Source organism: Bradyrhizobium sp. ORS 278 (genome assembly GCF_000026145.1).
Lineage (GTDB): Bacteria > Pseudomonadota > Alphaproteobacteria > Rhizobiales > Xanthobacteraceae > Bradyrhizobium.
In genome coordinates, this window is sequence record NC_009445.1 from 1,276,119 (window position 1) to 1,292,727 (window position 16,609).

17 protein-coding genes are annotated in these 16,609 nt (G+C 65.0%); 10 read left to right on the forward strand and 7 right to left on the reverse strand.

Going from position 1 to position 16,609, the window contains the following annotated elements; translation table 11 throughout:
• Positions 1-40 precede the first annotated feature (40 nt).
• From BRADO_RS05625 to BRADO_RS05640, 4 genes are all read left to right on the forward strand, one after another.
• The gene (locus BRADO_RS05625; RefSeq protein ID WP_011924346.1) at positions 41-1,378 is read left to right on the forward strand and encodes a sodium:proton antiporter; all 1,338 of its coding nucleotides are present in this window, start codon (positions 41-43) and stop codon (positions 1,376-1,378) included.
• Positions 1,379-1,496: 118 nt separating this feature from the next.
• Complete coding sequence (locus BRADO_RS05630) at positions 1,497-2,594, forward strand: calcium:proton antiporter (protein WP_041757326.1); 1,098 nt, start codon at positions 1,497-1,499, stop codon at positions 2,592-2,594.
• A gap of 16 nt (positions 2,595-2,610) precedes the next feature.
• Complete coding sequence (locus tag BRADO_RS05635; RefSeq protein WP_041756144.1) at positions 2,611-2,895, forward strand: cupin domain-containing protein; 285 nt, start codon at positions 2,611-2,613, stop codon at positions 2,893-2,895.
• Between the two features lie 236 nt (positions 2,896-3,131).
• Positions 3,132-4,031 carry a hypothetical protein gene (locus tag BRADO_RS05640; RefSeq protein WP_011924349.1) on the forward strand — a complete coding sequence of 300 codons (900 nt, stop codon included), beginning with the start codon at positions 3,132-3,134 and terminating at the stop codon, positions 4,029-4,031.
• Positions 4,032-4,241: 210 nt separating this feature from the next.
• Here BRADO_RS05640 and rpsU read toward each other — a convergent pair whose 3' ends face one another.
• From rpsU to purE, 3 genes are all read right to left on the reverse strand, one after another.
• Positions 4,242-4,544 (reverse strand): 30S ribosomal protein S21, encoded by a 303-nt coding sequence (rpsU, locus tag BRADO_RS05645; protein WP_011924350.1) that lies wholly within the window; start codon positions 4,542-4,544, stop codon positions 4,242-4,244.
• A 167-nt stretch (positions 4,545-4,711) separates the two neighbouring features.
• Positions 4,712-5,821 (reverse strand): 5-(carboxyamino)imidazole ribonucleotide synthase, encoded by a 1,110-nt coding sequence (locus BRADO_RS05650; RefSeq protein WP_011924351.1) that lies wholly within the window; start codon positions 5,819-5,821, stop codon positions 4,712-4,714.
• Entirely contained in the window at positions 5,818-6,306 is a 489-nt protein-coding gene (gene purE, locus BRADO_RS05655; protein WP_011924352.1) for a 5-(carboxyamino)imidazole ribonucleotide mutase, read from the reverse strand. The genes BRADO_RS05650 and purE overlap by 4 nt, the downstream gene beginning before the upstream one ends.
• Before the next feature lie 162 nt (positions 6,307-6,468).
• Here purE and BRADO_RS05660 point away from each other — a divergent pair, with 162 nt between their 5' ends.
• Positions 6,469-7,125 (forward strand): GGDEF domain-containing protein, encoded by a 657-nt coding sequence (locus BRADO_RS05660; protein WP_041757327.1) that lies wholly within the window; start codon positions 6,469-6,471, stop codon positions 7,123-7,125.
• Positions 7,126-7,213: 88 nt separating this feature from the next.
• On the opposite strand, the gene BRADO_RS05665 is transcribed toward BRADO_RS05660, so the two are convergent.
• From BRADO_RS05665 to BRADO_RS05675, 3 genes are all read right to left on the reverse strand, one after another.
• On the reverse strand, positions 7,214-7,465 hold the full coding sequence (locus tag BRADO_RS05665; protein ID WP_011924354.1) for a hypothetical protein: 252 nt from the start codon (positions 7,463-7,465) through the stop codon (positions 7,214-7,216).
• Positions 7,466-7,540: 75 nt separating this feature from the next.
• Positions 7,541-7,753 carry a hypothetical protein gene (locus BRADO_RS05670; protein WP_041757328.1) on the reverse strand — a complete coding sequence of 71 codons (213 nt, stop codon included), beginning with the start codon at positions 7,751-7,753 and terminating at the stop codon, positions 7,541-7,543.
• A gap of 140 nt (positions 7,754-7,893) precedes the next feature.
• Positions 7,894-8,100 (reverse strand): YdcH family protein, encoded by a 207-nt coding sequence (locus tag BRADO_RS05675; RefSeq protein ID WP_009028242.1) that lies wholly within the window; start codon positions 8,098-8,100, stop codon positions 7,894-7,896.
• Between the two features lie 290 nt (positions 8,101-8,390).
• Here BRADO_RS05675 and BRADO_RS05680 point away from each other — a divergent pair, with 290 nt between their 5' ends.
• Positions 8,391-8,576, forward strand: a complete 186-nt coding sequence (locus BRADO_RS05680; RefSeq protein WP_041756145.1) for a YdcH family protein — start codon at positions 8,391-8,393, stop codon at positions 8,574-8,576.
• Positions 8,577-8,744: 168 nt separating this feature from the next.
• Here BRADO_RS05680 and BRADO_RS05685 read toward each other — a convergent pair whose 3' ends face one another.
• Entirely contained in the window at positions 8,745-9,848 is a 1,104-nt protein-coding gene (locus BRADO_RS05685) for an NAD(P)/FAD-dependent oxidoreductase (protein WP_011924357.1), read from the reverse strand.
• Between the two features lie 211 nt (positions 9,849-10,059).
• On the opposite strand from BRADO_RS05685, the gene BRADO_RS05690 reads away from it, so the two are divergent.
• From BRADO_RS05690 to BRADO_RS05705, 4 genes are all read left to right on the forward strand, one after another.
• The gene (locus BRADO_RS05690) at positions 10,060-12,768 is read left to right on the forward strand and encodes an EAL domain-containing protein (RefSeq protein ID WP_041756146.1); all 2,709 of its coding nucleotides are present in this window, start codon (positions 10,060-10,062) and stop codon (positions 12,766-12,768) included.
• A gap of 132 nt (positions 12,769-12,900) precedes the next feature.
• The gene (locus BRADO_RS05695) at positions 12,901-14,451 is read left to right on the forward strand and encodes a glycerol-3-phosphate dehydrogenase (RefSeq protein WP_011924359.1); all 1,551 of its coding nucleotides are present in this window, start codon (positions 12,901-12,903) and stop codon (positions 14,449-14,451) included.
• 49 nt (positions 14,452-14,500) lie between these two features.
• Entirely contained in the window at positions 14,501-15,673 is a 1,173-nt protein-coding gene (locus tag BRADO_RS05700; protein ID WP_011924360.1) for an ABC transporter ATP-binding protein, read from the forward strand.
• On the forward strand, positions 15,670-16,584 hold the full coding sequence (locus BRADO_RS05705; protein WP_041756147.1) for an ABC transporter permease: 915 nt from the start codon (positions 15,670-15,672) through the stop codon (positions 16,582-16,584). The genes BRADO_RS05700 and BRADO_RS05705 overlap by 4 nt, the downstream gene beginning before the upstream one ends.
• Positions 16,585-16,609: the final 25 nt, after the last annotated feature.

Below are 16,609 nucleotides of genomic sequence, written 5' to 3' on the forward strand. Positions count from 1 at the left end.
GCCGATTCAGGCGCACGCCGCCGAGCTGAACGGCGCCGCAATGACCTGGCCGTTCGCTCTGCCATTTGCCGGGCTGCTGCTGTCGATCGCGCTCGGGCCGCTGTTGTTCGCCGGCTTCTGGCATCATCATTACGGCAAGATCGCTGCGGCATGGGCCCTGGTGACGCTGGCGGCGCTGAGCTGGCAGGCTGGGCTCGGGGCTGCGCTGGCGTCCTTCGTCCATGCGCTGCTCGCCGAATATCTCAGCTTCATCGTGCTGCTGTTCGCGCTCTACACGGTGGCCGGCGGCATCCTGGTGACGGGCGACATCAGGGGCACGCCCACGACCAACACCTCCATCCTCGCGCTGGGCACCTTCATCGCGAGCGTCGTCGGCACGACCGGTGCGGCCATGATCCTGGTGCGCCCGCTGATCCGCGCCAATCTGGGCCGGCCGCACAATGTGCACGTGCTGGTGTTCTTCATCATCCTCGCCGCCAATGTCGGCGGCGCGCTCAGCCCGCTCGGCGATCCGCCGCTGTTCGTCGGCTTCCTGCGCGGCGTCGATTTCTTCTGGACCACGCGCAACATCTGGCTGCAGACCGCCATCGTCGCTGGATTGCTGCTCGTGATCTTTGCCGCGATCGACGGGTGGCGCTTTCGTCAGGAAAAGCCGGCGCTGCGGGCATCCCGCACGACTGAGCCGGTGCGCGTTCGCGGCCTGGTCAACGTCGTGCTGATCGCGGCCATTGTCACCAACACGCTGGTGTCCGCCAACTGGAAGCCGGGCATTGCCTTCGACATCGTCGGCACGCATCTCGAGCTGCAGAACCTGGTTCGCGACGCCGTCCTGCTCGTCATTGCCGGCCTGTCGCTCTGGCTCACGCCGGACGAACACCGCGAGGCGAACGGGTTCAGCTGGGAGCCGATCCGCGAGGTCGCAAAACTGTTCGCGGCAATCTTCACGGCGATCGTCCCGGTCATCGCCATGTTGAATGCCGGTCACGACGGCTCGTTCGGCTGGCTGCTGAACGCGGTGACCACACCAGCAGGCGCGCCGCGCGAGGTCGCCTATTTCTGGTTCACGGGGCTGATGTCCGCCTTCCTCGACAATGCACCGACCTATCTTTTGTTCTTTGAACTCGCGGGGGGCGACCCCAAGGTGCTGATGAGCGATCTCTCGGGCACGCTGGCGGCGATCTCGATGGGCGCGGTCTACATGGGGGCGCTGACCTATATCGGCAATGCGCCGAACTTCATGGTAGCGGCCATTGCCAATGAGCGCGGCATCCAGATGCCCAGCTTCTTCGGCTACATGGGTCGGGCGGCCGTGGTCCTGCTTCCGTTGTTCCTGCTGCTGACGCTCCTGCCGATCCATCCGCTGCTCAGCCCGCATTGAAGTTGTTTCGGCCGCCATCCGAGGTTGCGTCGGTGGAGACCCGTCATGTCGGGACCCGCGTGACGCGTGCTTTGCCATCGCGCATAGTCGAATGAATGAATTTCAGGAGCGCGGAATCATGAGCGTGAAGGGTCCCACGCCAGCAACCTCGGTCATCTTCCCCGGCCTTGCCGTCGCGCTGGTCGTCGGCGTCACGGCATTACACTACGATTTTACGCCCTCGGCCGCCGGGCTGGTCTTCGCCGCGGTGCTGCTGATCGTCCTGTTCGGGACGGTGTTCGCGGCGGTGCATCACGCCGAGGTGATCGCGCACGAAATCGGCGAGCCGTTCGGCACGCTGCTCCTGACCCTGGCGGTGACGGTCATCGAGGTGGCGCTGATCGCCACGATCATGCTCGGCGACAAGGCCGCGCCGGCACTGGCACGCGATACGGTGTTTGCCGTCGTCATGATCGTCTGCAACGGCCTGGTCGGCCTCTGCGTCTTCATCGGCGGCCTGCGCTACCGCGAGCAGGACGTGCTGGTGTCCGGCGCAAATCTGTATCTCAGCGTATTGTTCACGATGGCGACCATCACGCTGGTGCTGCCGAACTATACGCTGACCTCGCCGGGGCCGGTGTATTCGGCGGCGCAGCTCGCTTTCGTCAGCGTGGTGACGATCCTGCTCTATGCCGTGTTCCTGTACACGCAGACGACACGGCACCGGGATTACTTCGTCGGCGAATCCGCCGGTTTTGCCGACGACGATGTCAGGCTTCCGCGGGGAAAGCTCCTGCTCAGCATCGGGCTGCTGCTGGTCGCGCTGCTCGCCGTCGTGCTGCTGGCGAAGAAGTTCTCGCTGGTCGTGGACGCCGGCGTCGCGGCGACCGGCTCACCGCCCGCAGTCGCCGGCGTGCTGGTAGCGCTGCTGATCCTGCTTCCCGAAAGCGTCGCCGCGATCTCCGCGGCGCGCGCCAACGACCTGCAGAAGAGCATCAACCTGGCGCTCGGCTCCTCGCTGGCCACCATCGGTCTGACCATTCCCGCAGTGGCGGTGACAGCCTATGCGCTCGACAAGCAATTGGTGCTCGGGCTCGACGCCCAGGGTATGGTGCTTCTGGTCCTGACCTTCGTTTTGAGCATGCTGACCTTCGGCACCGGCAGAACCAATATCCTGTTCGGGCTGGTGCACATGGTCGTGTTCGCGATATTCCTCTTCCTGCTCTTCGTGCCCTGATTTGAGAGACATTCCCATGCTCAGCGCCCAGTCCGACGTCCAGGTCGATACGCCCGAGGTTCGTGTCACTGAATGGAGGTTGGCACCGGGCAGCGCGACCGGCCGGCACGTCCACGGAATGGACTATGTGATCGTACCCGTGACCGCCGGGGAGATGACGATCGTGGCGCCATCGGGCGAGCGCTCGAAGGCGCAGCTCGCGGTCGGGAAATCCTATTTCCGCAAAGCCGGCGTCGAACACGATGTGCTGAACGAGACCGGTTCCGAGATCGTTTTCCTCGAAGTCGAGCTGAAGCCCTAACCATTTGTTTACCGGCATGCCGCTGATTGTGGTATCGTAAGCCGGTGATCCGGAAACCTGCGGCGCGTCCGAGCGGTCTCGGATTACAGCCCAGCTCCGGTCTCAAAGGCTTTCAGGAAAACGACTTTTCGCGGTTCACCGATTTGCGCTTGGCGCCGATGGAGCCGCGGAGAGTGGGGAATGGTCCCTTAATTGTGCCTCAAAGTTCCCGCAAATACCGCGCGGGAGTGGTCAGCATGCTGAAATATCTCACCAAGTTTGCCCTGGAGATCATCCCGTCGGTGCTCGCCACCATCATCGGGGCTTACATTGTCAACCACTACATCAATACCAAGCCTGATTCGCCACCTTCGACTGTGGCGTCCGTCGCATCGGCCGCCTATGCCAAGCTGACTGGATCCAAATCCGGGTCCAAGGCTGAGACTCCCAGGGCGCTCGAGAAGACCGACGGCGGCAAGATCGAGGCCAAGTCTGAGAAGCCGGCTGAGACATCGGCCGAGATCTCGAATTTACCCGTGCCCGGCATCAAGGCGAAGGGCGTTTCCGAGAAGTCGCTCTCGGAAAAGGCCGCTGAGAAGGCGGTCGAGGTGAAGCCGACCGAGACGGCCAGCCTGCCGGCCGAAACGGCGCGCCATCCGGTTTCGCCACGCGAGAAGCTGATTGCCCGCGGCACGCCGGCCGAGGCGCCGGCGGCCCAGCCGGAGGAGCGTCGTGACGCGGCCGATCTTGCTCGCGCCGCGATCGAGCGCTTGCGCGCCAGCGAGAGCAAGACCGCCGGAGAGAGACCGACGGCCGAAAAGCCAGCCGACGTGGCGCGTGAGCCCTCGCGCATCGTGACGGCCGCGCCTCAAGTGTCACCCGTGCGTCCGCTGCCGCCTCCGATCACCGTGTCGACGCCGCCGGCCGATCCGACCGTTGCCGCGGCCGGTGCGCCCGGCGCGGCGCCGTCCTACACGGGATCGCTGCAACCCGACGGCCGGCCGACGCCGCCGGCCGAGATTCCGGTCCAGCAATTGCGGCCACTCGATCTGCGCGCCGACAAGTCAGATCCGTCGATCAAGGACCAGATGTCGAGCGTGGCGCAGGACATGGTGTCGGCAGCCAAGTCGGTGTTCCACTCGGTGCTGCCGAAGTAGCTCATCCGATCGATCACAGCAGCAAAAGCGGCGGCCCTCAAGGGCGCCGCTTTTTTTCTCGCTCATGCAAGAGCTGGAGCGTTCGGCTCGCGGGCGAGCCGGTGATCTCGGGGCGGGGACGAGCACCGCGGGGGATGCGGTCAGCCAAACGCCAAAAAGCGCGGGCTGATGGCCCGCGCCTTCAAACGTCTCCAGATGACTGCGTTCAGATCAGCGCGGTGCGCCGGGGCGGGCGCCTGCGCCCGGACCGCGGCCAGCGCCACGATCACCGCCGGGGCCAGCGCCGAACACCGGCTTCGGCTTCATCGGCAGCAGGCCTTCACGCTGCAGCTTCTTGCGGGCCAGCTTGCGCGCACGGCGCACGGCTTCGGCCTTCTCGCGGGCTTTCTTCTCAGAGGGCTTCTCGTAATGGCCGCGGAGCTTCATCTCGCGGAAAATGCCCTCGCGCTGCATCTTCTTCTTGAGCGCCTTGAGGGCTTGATCGACATTGTTATCGCGAACGAGAACCTGCACGCGGCATCCTCTTTCTCAGTCTATCGGTTTGAAATCTGCTGAAAGTCAGGGCCGGCAGAAGGCCTCGCCCTTAACCTTGAGGGCGCCCGTGTATCAGACATGCGCAACGCTGTCCACCCGCTGATAGGCTCTTAACGCCAAAGTTAGCACTTCAGATCTGGTATATTTCAGCCCATCCGGGGCGGGAGCGGCGAGACCTGCGTCACATGGCCCATCTTGCGGCCCGGGCGGGGGGCGCCCTTGCCATAGAGGTGAACGGTCGCTCCGGGAACGGTCAGCCACTGCTCATAGCTGTCGATCTCATCGCCGATCAGATTGGTCATCGTGACATGGCCATGGCGCACTGGTTTGCCGAGAGGCCAGCCAGCGATCGCCCGGATGTGCTGTTCGAACTGCGAGATGGACGCGCCGTCGAGCGTCCAATGGCCGGAATTGTGCACCCGTGGCGCAATCTCGTTGACAACCACGCCGGGTTTAGGCCCAGCGGTCACGACGAACATCTCCACCGCGAGGACCCCCACATAGTCCAGTGCCGTCGCGATCCGGCTGGCGATGTCCCGGGCCTCGTCAGCGAGCGCGTCCGGAATGGAAGCGGGTGCCCGCGACACCTTGAGAATGTGATCGCGATGCTCGTTCTCGGTGACGTCGAAGCATTCGACCTGGCCATCGGCGGCACGCGCAGCCACTACGGAGATCTCGCGCTCGAAGGGCACGAAGGCCTCGAGGATGGCGGATTTGGTGCCGAGCTCGGCCCAGATCCGTTCGAGGTCGTCGCCCTGGCGGATCTTGACCTGACCCTTGCCGTCGTAGCCGAAGCGGCGGGTTTTCAGCACGGCCGGCAGGCCGATGCGCAGGATGGCCTCTCGCAATGTGCCGACCGACGAGACGTCGGCGTAATTGGCGGTGTGGATGCCCAGCGAGGTGACGAAATCCTTTTCCGTCAGTCGGTCCTGGGTGGTCTCCAGCGCGGAGCGGCTGGGCAGCACGGGACGTCGTGCGGCCAGGACCAGCGCCGCCGCCGACGGGACGTTTTCGAACTCGTAGGTGACGACGTCGACGTCGTTCGCGAACAATTCCAGCGCCTCGACGTCCGCATATTCGGCGCAGGTGGCGTTCAGGACCACGTCAAAGGCCGGCGAGTCAGGGTCGGGCGAGAACACCTGGCAACGCAGTCCGAGCCGCGCGGCCGCCAACGCCAGCATGCGGCCGAGCTGGCCGCCGCCGAGAATGCCGATGGTGTCCCCGGGCTTGAGCTTCACCCGATTGGAGCCGGTCACGCCGCGCCCTCCGGACGTTCGGCGATGGCGTTGGTCTGCGACTGCCGCCAGGCGGAGAGACGCTCGGCCAGCGCCGGGTCCGACAGCGCCAGGACGCTTGCCGCCAGCAGGGCCGCATTGATCGCGCCGGACTTCCCGATGGCGAGCGTGCCGACCGGAATGCCGGCGGGCATCTGAACAATCGAATACAGCGAATCGACCCCGGACAGCGCCTTGGACTCGACGGGAACGCCGAACACGGGCAGCTCGGTCAGGGACGCCGTCATGCCGGGAAGGTGGGCTGCGCCGCCGGCGCCGGCAATCACGACCTGGAATCCGGCCGCCTTGGCTCCTTTCGCGAAAGCATACAGCCGGTCCGGCGTGCGGTGGGCCGAGACGATGCGGGCGTCATAGCTCACGCCCAGCGCGCCGAGTGTTTCGGCGGCATGGCGCATGGTATCCCAGTCCGACTGGCTTCCCATGATGATGGCGATCGGGGCGGTCATGACCTCAATTCTTCTCGGGAATCCATCAGCATGGGCCGGAGTATAGGATCGGTCCCGACAGCGGCAAGCCATGGCATGGAGGTCTGAATGGACTATCCTGTCTTGGTTAAACCCGGCAAGTCCAAACTCGGGGCGGTAGGGAATCGGATGAAGAAGAGGCGCATGACGACGGCGGGACCAGCCGGAAAGCGCGGAACCCGCTACCGTCCAAGAGCATCGAGGCCCGGGCGGGCGCCGAAATCGGAGGCGGTCCCCCCAGGCGCGCGACAGACGATCCGGCGTCTCAAGGCCGAGCTGGCAGCAGCCCGGCTCCGGATCGAGGAGTTGACCGCCACGGCTGAGCGCGATTTCCTGCTCGACATCTTCAACCGGCGTGGCTTTGCCCGCGAGCTGCACCGCTCGATCGCGTTCATCAAACGCTACGATGCCACCGGCGCGCTGGTCGTGCTCGATGTCGATCGGCTGAAGCCGATCAACGATACGTTCGGCCATGCCGCCGGCGACGAGGTCCTCAAGGCCGTGGCGCGCGTCCTCAGTGAGGAGGTTCGTTCCTCCGACGTCATCGGGCGGCTCGGCGGCGACGAGTTCGGCGTGCTGCTATGGCATCTCAGCGAGACCGACGCGCGCATCAAGGCGGCGGCGCTGGAGGAGGCCATCGACATGTTGAGCTTCACTTTCGGCGACCAGACGGTCAGGGCAGGCGCATCGGCGGGCGTGGCCTTGCTGGACAAGCGCGTCAATCCGGTGCGCGCGCTCGAGGAGGCCGATCGCGCGATGTACATCCGCAAGGCGCAGCGCAGGCGCGAGAGCCGTGGTTGATCGAGGCAGCGGTAATCGTAACCATTGTTCAAGGGCAGCTGACGCTGTGCGGTCGCCTTGCTGCCCACGTCGCGCCGCGGTCGGCGAGTCATAACTCGCCGAGATTATCGGGGAGCTCTCCGAATTTGTGCAGGAGTTGCGCGTCGCTGAACTCGCCGATCATCGGATCGCCACTGCGGCTGAAGGCGATGGCGCCGATGTTGTCCGGCAGGCGCGACATCGCCTCCGCACGACGGAGCGCTGCGCTCGAGCTCTGACACTCTTCGGCGGCTCCCGCGACCAGCGTGCCGAGCTCGTCTCGCCTGAAAGGCATGGCGACGTAATAGGTGACGTCAGGCATCGCCCGCTCCTTCTCGTGACGAGGCTCATAGTCAGTGCAGCGCGATCGCGCGAGACGCCTCGAACATCGCCGGTGTCACGCGGCGTTGCTCTGTGGGTCGTCCGACGCCGTGTTCGGCATGCATCCGCAAGAAATTGCGGCGCGCAGCTCCTGCAATTCCAGCTCAAGATACTCGTTTGCCATGATCAGCGCCTTGATGGTCGAGCGCAGATTGCCGTCGCACATGGCGATCGCCTGATCGCAGGCCTGTTCGTAGAGGCGGTCGTGCGGAGAAAAGGGAGCGGGCATCAGATCCATCCTGCGATGTGAGGGCGTGACCGAGTGGCCCGATTGTTCTTGTTTTGTTCCGATTTGTCAAGATCCCTCAAGCGTCACTGCAATCCCTAACAAGGACAGGATCGCTGACCCGCGCCGCCAAGTCGATGAGGTCAGGCGATGATGTCAGGCGTGATCTGGTCTTCGATGAAAGCGATCCGATCGCGTAGCAGAAGCTTCCGCTTCTTCAACCGTTGCAGCCGCAACAAATCCGGAGCGGGCGATTGATGCAAAGCGTCAATCGCCGCGTCGAGATCGCGGTGCTCCTGCTGCAGGCGTGCGAGTTCAGCCTGCAGTTCGCGCTCGTCTTGGTCAGCCATGATCTATGATAGCAAAAAGCGGTAGGAAGTGGGACGCCTCGAAAAAGGCGTTGCGAGTATTGCGCTTGCGAAGCTTTCGACGCAAGTCGCCACGGTGCTGATCTGTGCGGCTGTCCCGTGAATTTCAGGTTTGCGGCGGTTGTAGATTCCTCCGCATCCCCTCACGCTTCGTTACGCACGGCGCTCAAATTTGCATGTGCGGTGTTTTGGCCCCATCGACAGGTCAAGCGACTTGTGTACACTCATTAGCCCTGGTCGAATCTCAGGTTCACCTACCGAGGAGGTTTCGAATGGCCATTCAGGCGCATCTCGTTGAACTGGAGCGTAAGCATAAAGTTCTTGAAAGCGAATTGCATGAAGCTCTCCTACACCCATCGACTGACGATCTGCGCATCGCCGAGCTGAAACGACGGAAGTTGATGGTCAAGGATGAGATCGAGCGCTTGAGACAGGTCACCACCGAAACACTTCACTGACATGTGACGACAAGAGACGTCACGACCGAACGCCAGATTGCGCGCTGGGATGATGATCAGTCCCATCCCAGGCGCAACTTCCTTAAAGATATGACGAATTGAGCCCGGCATGCCGCGGCGCGAAGTGAGCGTCGTCCGACAGATAACGCCGCACTGATGGTGAGTTCTTCAGATACCGCTGAGTTCGCCGACATGGGCGGCGATCGCAAGCGATGACGTCAGTCCAGGCGATTCGATTCCGAACAGATTGATGAGTCCGTCTACACCGTGATCGCGCGGTCCCTGAACGACGAAGTCCTGCGACGCCACCGCGGGAGGGACGATCTTCGGCCTGATCCCCGAATAGCTCGGCATCAGCGCGCCGTCGGGTAGCGTCGGCCAATATTTTCGGATCGCTGGGTAGAAGCGTTCCGCACGAGCGGGATCGACGGTGTAGTCGATCGTATCGATCCACTCGACGTCAGGGCCGAAGCGGGCCTGGCCCGCCATGTCGAGCGTGAGGTGGACGCCGAGTCCGCCGGGTTCCGGCACCGGATAGATCAGACGGCTGAAGGGAGCCTTGGCGCTGCAGCTGAAATAATTGCCCTTGGCGAGATAGGCCGTTGGCACCAGCTGCGGCGGCATCCCGTCGATCCCTCGTGCCACCGCCGGCGCGCTCAGGCCCGCGGCGTTGACCAGCAGCCGACATGACAACATCATCGGCTGCTCGCCGCCGGCTTCGAGCTCGATTCCGTCCCCGGTCGCCTTGGCGCGCAGCAGCGGGGTGTGGAAAGCCAAGGCGCCGCCCGCATCCTCGATCTCGCCGCGCAGCGACAGCATGAAGGCGTGGCTGTCGAGGATCCCGGTGGAGGGCGACAGCAACGCGGCTTCGCAGGCGAGGGCGGGCTCCAACGTCCGCGCCTCGGAACCGGTCAGGAGCCGCATGCCTTCGACGCCGTTCGCCTCGGCATGCGCTCGGATGCCCTGCAGCTTCTCGGTCTCCGCCGGGCTGGTCGCAACGATGAGCTTGCCGCAATTGCGATAGGGAACGCCATGCTCGTCGCAGTAGCGGTAGAGCATCCGCTTGCCGGTCACGCAGAAGCGGGCCATCAGGCTCCCGGCCTTGTAGTAGATGCCGGCATGGATCACTTCGCTATTGCGAGACGATGTCCCCGTGCCGATGTCCTCGGCGGCCTCGAGGACGATGACTTCACGGCCCGCTCCAGCCAATTGGCGGGCGATCGCGAGCCCCACGACTCCGGCGCCGATGACGACGCAATCCACTCTATCCATTCGCGTTTCCGAAACGGTTCCGAGAAGTCATGTTTCGTTGCAATCTCCGGTGGGCGAAACTCGGTCCGAAGTCCGTCACTCCTTAGCAAAGTATTCATCATAGAACGCCATCGCAGGAATTTGCTTCGTCTTTGTCGAAGTATGTGGAAACCGTTTACCCGATCCCAACCGGTCGAGCCAGAAGATGCCATCCGGATACCGCGGGTGATTGATGGCTGGCAACGTTTGGCAGGCGAGCGACCGAAACGCGTTTCGTACGCGTGTCGTTGCGGCCGCAAGGGCCGCCACGATGCTGCTCACGGGGGGGTCGTCGACGTCGGCATGGGCTGCCGGGCCCGACTTCTCCGTCTCCAGCTATGTCGGCGCTGTCGAGCCCGATGTGCTCTGGAAGGTCGTGATCGGCGGTATTGTCGTATGCGCCTTCCTGGCCTCGGTCCTGATCTGGATCCACTCCGCCTTGCGGCGCACCAAGCGTGCCCAATTGCGGCGCAACGCCTTCATCAGCTCCGCCCTGAACAATCTGAGTCAGGGCTTGATGATGACCGACGCCAGCGGCCACGTCGTTTTCTACAACCGCCGCTTCCTCGAGATCTATGGCATGAACCGGGGGGATATTTCTCCGGGTTGCACCGGGCGGGATCTGGTTGAACTGCGCCGCCAGCGTGGCCTGCTCAAGCTCAGCGTCGACGACTATGCGCGCCAAGCCCGGGAGCCGGAGGGGTCTTTGACCGAATTGCCGGATGGCCGCGCGGTGCGCGCCAAGATCTTCCGGCTTCCGACCGGCGGATCGATCGGCATTCACGAAGAGTGCACGGAGCAGCGCCGGCTGGAACGTGAGCTCGCTTCGACCAAGCAGTTCCTGGAGTCGGTGGTCGACCAGGTTCCGGTCTGTGTCGCGGCCAAGAACATCGACGACGGCCGCTACATCTTCGCCAACCGCGCCTTCGAGCAGTTCGCGAAGATGCCGCGGGACCGGATCATCGGCAAGCGCCCGAGCGACCTGTTCGGCGACGAGACGGCCGCCGATATCGCGGCCGCCGACCGCGCCGCGATGCTGGCGCCCGGCACGACCCATCGCAGTGAGCTGGTCGTCAAACGCGGCGACGACAAGCGCATCCTGGAGGCCCACCGGGTCGTCGCGCGCAACGACAAGAACGAAGCTCAATTTCTGATCGCGCTGTTCGACGACGCGACCGAACGCCGCTCCCTCAGCCTGGAGCTCGAGAAGACCAAGAAATTCCTGGAGCTCGTGGTCGACAACATCCCGGTCTCGCTGATTGTCGAAAGCGCACGCGACGGCCGCTATCTGCTCGCCAACCGGAGCGCCGAGGTCATCCTCAACCGCAAGCGCGAGGACGCCACGGGTCTCACGGCCGCAGATATATTCAACCCGCGCGAGGCGCGGCTGATCATCGCGCGCGACGAGGCGGCGATCAGGAAACGCAGCCTGATGACCGAGGAGCATCCGATCTCGACGAAGGACGGCCTGCGCCTGTTCCTCACGCGGCGCGTGACGGTGATGGGCGACGCCGACGAGCCGCAATATCTGATCAAGACCTATGAGGACGTCACCGACCGCCGCCAGACCGAATCGCGGATGGCGCACATGGCCTATCATGACGGCCTCACGGATCTGCCGAACCGCGCCGCCTTCCTGCAGGCGTTGAGCCAGATGATCGAGGCTTGCCGGGATACGGACGAGGAGTTCGCGGTCCTCAATGTCGACCTCAAGGGTCTGAAGGACGTCAACGATGTCTTCGGCCACGCCATCGGCGACAAGCTGCTTGTCGAGGTCGCACGGCGGGTCCACGCCGTGTCCCGGGGCGGGGTGGTTTCGCGCCTGTCCGGAGACGAGTTCGGACTGATCATCGACGGCAAGCAGCCGGAGGCGGCCAGGGCGCTGGCGGAACAGCTGGCCGAGGCGATCGCCGTCGAATTCCAGATCGAGGGCAAGTCGATTCGGACCGCGCTCACCACCGGCATCTCGGTGTTTCCGCATAACGGCTCGGACCCGGCCTCGCTGCTCGCCAATGCCGGTGCCGCGCTGTTCCGCGCCAAAGCCAAGGCCCGCGGCAGCATCACGTTCTACGAGCCCGAGATGGACCAGCAGATCCGCGATCGCCGGGTCCTGCACCAGGAACTCTCGGTCGCGATCAAGCATGGCGAGCTGTCGCTGTACTTCCAGCCGCAGGCGAATTCCGGCCGCACCGTCGATGCCAGCGAGATCACCGGCTTCGAGGCGCTGGCGCGCTGGCAGCACCCGGTTCGCGGCTTCGTGCCGCCGAGCGACTTCATTCCGCTCGCCGAGGAGAGCGGCCTGATCGTCGAGATGGGTGAGTGGATCCTGCGCGAGGCTTGCCGCGAGGCGGCGTCCTGGCCGAAGCCGCTGCAGGTCGCGGTCAATCTGTCGCCGGCGCAGTTCGTTCATGGCGATCTGGTCGCGCTGGTGCATTCGATCCTGCTCGAGACCGGGCTGTCGCCGGGACGACTCGAACTCGAGATCACCGAGGGCGTGCTGATCGAGGATTTCGATCGCGGCGTTGCGCTGCTGCGGCGATTGAAGGCGCTGGGTGTCCGCGTCTCGATGGACGATTTCGGCAGCGGCTACTCTTCGCTGAGCTATCTGCAGGCGTTTCCGTTCGACAAGATCAAGATCGACCGCGCCTTTGTCATGAATCTCGGCCGCAACCCGCAATCGGCAGCGATCATCCGTGCGGTCATCGGTCTCGGTCACGGCATGAACATGTCGATCGTGGCCGAAGGTGTCGAGACGCCCGAGCAGCTCGGCTTCCTGGCCGAGCAGGGCTGCGATTCCGTCCAGGGCTACCTGCTCGGCAAGCCCCTGCCGATCAACAAATATGACGGCGTGGTTGGCCGGGCGCATGACGACGTCGTCGCCACCGTCCGCAAGACCGGCTGACCGTACAAGTCCGGCCAGCGGCTGCCGCGCAACAGCGCGGATTTATCCGCGGTCCTGTTTGCTCCGCCACTACGAGAATCATCGGCTGGGGTCTACGATCGTACGTGCTGGCACGCTCGAAGATTTTGGCGCATGGCGGACTACGATCTCGCGATCATAGGTGGCGGTCTCAACGGCGTCAGCCTCGCGCGCGACGCGGCGGGTCGAGGTTTGCGCGTGCTCCTGGTCGAGCAGGGCGATCTCGGCGGTGCTGCATCGTCGGCGACATCGCGACTCGTGCATGGCGACCTCGCCGCGCTGGAGCGGCGGAGCCTGTTGCGCGTGCGCAGGTCGCTCGCCGAGCGCGACGTGTGGCTGACGATCGCCCCGCATGTGGTGCGCCCGGTTCGCTTTGCGATTCCGGCTCATTCCAATGAGCGTCCGCACTGGCAGTTGCGGACCGGACTTTGGCTCTATGACCGGCTCGCGGCACGTCGGCGGTTGCCCGCGGCGTCGACGCTGGATGTGACGCATCATCCGATCGGCGACGCGCTGAAGCGCCCGATCGGGACGGCTTTCGAATATTCGGACTGCGTGGTCGACGATTCCCGGCTGGTGGCGCTGACGGCGCTGGATGCCGCCGAACGTGGCGCCGCCATCCGGACCGGCGCCCGCTGCATCCGCGCCGACCGCGACCGCCTCTGGCGTCTGGCGATCATCGACCGTGGCCATCGCCGCATCGTCACGGCTGGCGCGCTCGCCAATGCCGCGGGTGCCTGGAGCGTCTCGACCGCGGAGACGGTGCTGCGCCAGCCGCCGCTGCGCGCCACGGCAAGGCAGATCAACCAGATCGTGGTGCCCCGCCTGTTCGATGTGGACGCCGTCTACGTGTTCCAGAATTCGGACGGGCGGCTGATCTTCGCCCAACCCTATGCCGGCGCGTTCACTCTGATCGGCACGGTGGCTCACGGCTTCACGGGCGATCCTGCCGTGGTGACGGTGCCGGCGGCGGATGTGAGCTATCTCTGCAAGGCGGCCAATCGTTACTTCCGCTCCGACATTCAGCCCGCCGATGTCTTGAGAACCGTTTCCGGCGCCAACATGATGCTGCTGCGCGGGGAAAAGGCTGGGCAGCCTGAGGCCGTGGTGAGCTTCGATGCCAGCCGCAGCAAAGCGCCGCTCCTGACCATGTGCGGTGGCGATGTGACGACCGTCCGACGTCGCGCCGAGCAGGCCGTTTCAAGGCTTGCCAGGTTTTTTCCGATGACGCCGCGCTGGACGGCCGGGATGGCGTTGCCGGGAGGCAATTTCGATTGGCAGCATTTTGAGGACCTCGTCGACGAGGCAGGGGATCGCTGGCGCTTTCTTGGCGAGGCAGAGGCACGCCGCATGGTCGGCGCCTACGGCACCCGCCTGAGCGAGATCCTCGGCGAAGCCCGGAGCCGGTCGGATCTCGGCCAGGCTTTCGGCGCGCAGCTGACGGAGGCCGAGGTCCGCTATCTCATGACCAAGGAATGGGCGCGGTTTCCCGAGGACGTGCTGTGGCGCCGGACCAAGCTCGGCCTCAGCCTCTCGGCAGCCGAGCGCGATGCGCTGGCTGCCTTCATGGCGCAGGCGGGCGCCTCTGGGAGCGCCGCCCCCCGGCGCGACGGGGACGGGGATAGTCCGGCCCGCGCGGTTGAGCTGCAGTCGATCGGCGGCTAGCTTGCCCTCGCCGCGCCGTTCGGGCCGGCGGGGTGAATTGACCGGGATCATGGCCGACCACATCGCGACTTCAGAGCCCGCCGCGGAGCCGGCGCTACCACCAGCCCCGGAGCCGCGCCCCGATCCCCAGCCACCGATCCTGCGGATCGACAATGTCGCGAAGGCCTTCGGCAGCTTTCGCGCCGTCGACGGCGTGTCGCTCGATATCCGCGCCGGCGAGTTCTTCGCCCTGCTCGGGCCCAGCGGCTGCGGCAAGACCACGCTGCTGCGCATGCTGGCCGGCTTCGAGACGCCGGACGAGGGACGCATCCTTCTGTCCGGCGAGGATATCGCTCAGCTGCTGCCGCACGAGCGGCCCATCAACATGATGTTCCAGAACTACGCGCTGTTCCCGCATCTGAACGTGCGCGACAACATCGCCTTCGGGCTGAAGCGCGCCGGCATGCCGCGCGCCGAGATCGCCACGCGCGTGGCCGAGATGGTGGCGCTGGTCCGGCTCGACGGGCTGGAGAAGCGCAAGCCCGACCAGCTCTCCGGCGGCCAGAAGCAGCGCGTGGCGCTCGCCCGCTCGCTGGCGCGGCGGCCGCAGGTGCTGCTGCTCGACGAGCCGATGGCCGCGCTCGACAAGAAGCTGCGCGAGAGCACGCAGCTCGAGCTGATGGAGCTGCAGCGCCGGCTCGGCATGACCTTCATCATCGTCACGCACGACCAGGAGGAGGCGATGACGGTGGCGACCCGGATCGGCGTGATGAACGCCGGCAAGCTCGAGCAGGTCGCGGTGCCACGCCGTCTCTATGAGGAGCCCGCCTCGCGCTGGGTGGCGGAGTTCGTCGGCGACATCAACATGTTCGAGGGCGAGGTGACCGCTCGGGAGCCGCTTCGGCTGCGGGTTTCGACCGCTCATGCGGGTGAGCTCGTCGCGGCGCAGCCGGTCGTTCCGATTACCGAGAGCAAGGTCGCGGTCGCAATCCGTCCCGAGAAGATTCGCCTTGCGCTCCGCCGCCCTGCTGCCGACGCCGCGGGGATCAATTGCGTCCAGGGGGCGATTTCCGATGCGAGCTATCTCGGCGGCAAGACCGTGTACAAGATCAGGCTCGATGGCGGCGCCGTGCTGCACGCCTCACAGGCCAACACGGCGCGGCTCGACGCCGACGGCTATGGTCTGAATCAGCGCGTCGTGGCCTGGTTCACGCCCGATGATTGCGTGGTGCTGGAGCGATGAGCGCGCGCCGTATCTTCTCGCGACCGGCGCGCTTTGCTGCGATCGCCCCCTATGTCTGGATGGTCCTGTTCTTCCTGGTGCCGTTCGCCTTCGTCCTCAAGATCAGCCTGTCGCAGACCGCGATAGCGCAGCCGCCCTACACGCCGGTCTTCTCGTGGGCGGACGGCTTGTCGTCACTGCGTGATGCCTTCGCGGCGCTGTCGTTCGACAATTTCCGGCTGCTGCTGTCGGACGATCTATATCTCTCGTCCTATCTGCGCAGCGTCGTCGTCGCGCTGACGTCGACGGCGGTCTTGCTGCTGATCGGCTATCCCATCGCCTACGGCATGGCGCGGCTGCCGAAGCGCTGGCAGGGCGTGGCGATGATGCTGGTCATCGTGCCGTTCTGGACCTCGTTCCTGATCCGCATCTATGCCTGGGTCAACATCCTCCAGCATGACGGCCTGCTCAACCAGATCCTGCTCGCGCTGCACATTGTGTCTGCGCCAGTCGTATGGCTGTCGACCGACAGCGCGATGTATGTCGGCATCGTCTACTCCTATCTGCCGTTCATGATCCTGCCGCTGTTCGCGACGCTCACCAAGCTGGAGCCGGCGCTGGAGGAGGCGTCCGCCGATCTCGGCGCGACGCCGCGCGAGACCTTCTGGCTGGTCACCTTCCCGCTGTCATTGCCCGGCGTTGGCGCCGGTGCGCTGTTGTGCTTCATCCCGATCGTGGGCGAGTTCGTCATTCCCGATCTCCTCGCCGGCTCGAAGTCGCTGATGATCGGCCAGACCCTGTGGCTTGAGTTCTTCACGAATAAGGACTGGCCGGTGGCCTCGAGCATCGCCGTGGTGCTGTTGGCCGTGCTGCTGTTGCCGCTGCTGCTCTACGACCGGCTGCAGCGCCGGCAGTTGGAGGAGAGCCGGTGATGGAGGGTGCGCTCCCTATGCTCGC

Coding starts and splice junctions, on each gene's coding strand:
- BRADO_RS05635 (WP_041756144.1), top strand. CDS start 2,611: ATGCTCAGCGCCCAGTCCGACGTCCAGGTCGATACGCCCGAGGTTCGT.
- BRADO_RS05660 (WP_041757327.1), top strand. CDS start 6,469: ATGACGACGGCGGGACCAGCCGGAAAGCGCGGAACCCGCTACCGTCCA.
- BRADO_RS05700 (WP_011924360.1), top strand. CDS start 14,501: ATGGCCGACCACATCGCGACTTCAGAGCCCGCCGCGGAGCCGGCGCTA.
- BRADO_RS05625 (WP_011924346.1), top strand. CDS start 41: ATGACCTGGCCGTTCGCTCTGCCATTTGCCGGGCTGCTGCTGTCGATC.
- BRADO_RS05685 (WP_011924357.1), bottom strand. CDS start 9,848: ATGGATAGAGTGGATTGCGTCGTCATCGGCGCCGGAGTCGTGGGGCTC.
- purE (WP_011924352.1), bottom strand. CDS start 6,306: ATGACCGCCCCGATCGCCATCATCATGGGAAGCCAGTCGGACTGGGAT.
- BRADO_RS05695 (WP_011924359.1), top strand. CDS start 12,901: ATGGCGGACTACGATCTCGCGATCATAGGTGGCGGTCTCAACGGCGTC.
- BRADO_RS05680 (WP_041756145.1), top strand. CDS start 8,391: ATGGCCATTCAGGCGCATCTCGTTGAACTGGAGCGTAAGCATAAAGTT.
- BRADO_RS05665 (WP_011924354.1), bottom strand. CDS start 7,465: ATGCCTGACGTCACCTATTACGTCGCCATGCCTTTCAGGCGAGACGAG.
- BRADO_RS05675 (WP_009028242.1), bottom strand. CDS start 8,100: ATGGCTGACCAAGACGAGCGCGAACTGCAGGCTGAACTCGCACGCCTG.
- BRADO_RS05705 (WP_041756147.1), top strand. CDS start 15,670: ATGAGCGCGCGCCGTATCTTCTCGCGACCGGCGCGCTTTGCTGCGATC.
- BRADO_RS05640 (WP_011924349.1), top strand. CDS start 3,132: ATGCTGAAATATCTCACCAAGTTTGCCCTGGAGATCATCCCGTCGGTG.
- BRADO_RS05690 (WP_041756146.1), top strand. CDS start 10,060: ATGGCTGGCAACGTTTGGCAGGCGAGCGACCGAAACGCGTTTCGTACG.
- BRADO_RS05670 (WP_041757328.1), bottom strand. CDS start 7,753: ATGCCCGCTCCCTTTTCTCCGCACGACCGCCTCTACGAACAGGCCTGC.
- BRADO_RS05630 (WP_041757326.1), top strand. CDS start 1,497: ATGAGCGTGAAGGGTCCCACGCCAGCAACCTCGGTCATCTTCCCCGGC.